The sequence below is a fragment of the Mesorhizobium sp. WSM4817 genome, from assembly GCF_055811135.1.
In genome coordinates, this window is sequence record NZ_JBVVQQ010000089.1 from 1 (window position 1) to 1,440 (window position 1,440).

General features: G+C 61.5%; 2 protein-coding genes. Both read left to right on the forward strand.

The annotated features are described in order from the left end of the window. On the forward strand, positions 1 to 1,056 hold a 1,056-nt coding region (locus AC0L2K_RS34805; protein WP_473533636.1), incomplete at its 5' end, for a glycine C-acetyltransferase. Positions 1,057 to 1,108: 52 nt separating this feature from the next. Continuing rightward, positions 1,109 to 1,440: alcohol dehydrogenase catalytic domain-containing protein (locus AC0L2K_RS34810; RefSeq protein ID WP_236473068.1), on the forward strand; the 332-nt coding region annotated here is incomplete at its 3' end.

Genomic DNA, 1,440 nt, shown 5'->3' on the forward strand with positions numbered 1-1,440 from the left:
AATTTCTGCGCCAACAATTATCTTGGCCTCGCAGATAGCGCCGACTTGCGCGATGCGGCCAAGCAGGCACTCGACCGCTATGGTTATGGCATGGCGTCGGTGCGTTTCATCTGCGGCACACAGGAGGAGCACAAGCAGCTCGAGGCAAAGATATCGAGATTCCTGGGTATGGAGGACACAATCCTCTACGGTTCCTGCTTCGACGCCAATGGCGGCCTGTTCGAGACCCTGCTTTCCGAGGAGGACGCGGTCATTTCCGACGCGCTCAACCACGCCTCGATCATCGACGGCGTCAGGCTCTCCAAAGCAAAACGCTTTCGCTATGCCAACAACGACATGGCGGCGCTCGAGGAGGAATTGAAGAAGGCCGAAGGCAGCCGCTTCAAGCTGATCGCCACCGATGGTGTATTTTCAATGGACGGCATCATCGCCAATCTGAAGGGCGTCTGCGATCTCGCCGACAAGTACAATGCCATGGTGATGGTCGACGACAGCCACGCCGTCGGCTTCGTCGGCAAGAACGGGCGCGGCTCGGCCGAGCATTGCGGCGTCGAGGGCAGGGTGGATATCATCACCGGCACGCTCGGCAAGGCATTGGGCGGCGCCTCGGGTGGCTACACAGCGGCGAGCAGGCCGGTGGTCGACTGGCTGCGCCAGCGCTCGCGGCCTTATCTGTTTTCCAACACGCTGATGCCTGCTATCGCCGGCGCCTCGATCCGGGTTTTCGAACTGATCCAAAATGGCGATGCGCTGCGCCAGCGCCTCTATGCCAATGCGGCGCGGTTCCGGTCTGAAATGGGTAAGCTCGGCTTTACGCTGGCCGGCGCCGATCATCCGATCGTTCCGGTCATGCTCGGCGATGCGACGCTGGCGCAGGAGATGGCGGCGCGCATGCTGCAGCGCGGCATCTATGTCATCGGCTTCTCGTTTCCGGTGGTACCGAAGGGCCAGGCGCGCATCCGCACGCAGATGTCGGCCGCCCATTCCAGCGCCGACATCGACCGTGCGGTCGAGGCGTTCGGCGCAGTCGGGCGCGAACTTGGTGTGATTTCCTGAACGACCGGAACCGAAAAGCGATTCCGGATCAAGAGTTTCAAGGGACAAAAGAATGTCGAACATGATGAAGGCGCTGGTCAAGGCCAAGGCCGAGCCGGGCATCTGGATGGAAGAAGTGCCGGTGCCGGAAATCGGCCCGAACGACGTTCTGATCAAGATCAAGAAGACCGCGATCTGCGGTACCGACGTCCACATCTACAATTGGGACCAGTGGGCGCAGAAGACCGTGCCGGTGCCGATGGTGACCGGCCACGAATTCGTCGGCACAGTCGCCGACTTCGGCGCGGCGGTCACCGAATACAAGATTGGCCAGCGTGTTTCGGGCGAAGGCCACATCGTCTGCGGCCATTGCCGCAATTGCCGGGCGGGCAGGGGGCATCTGTG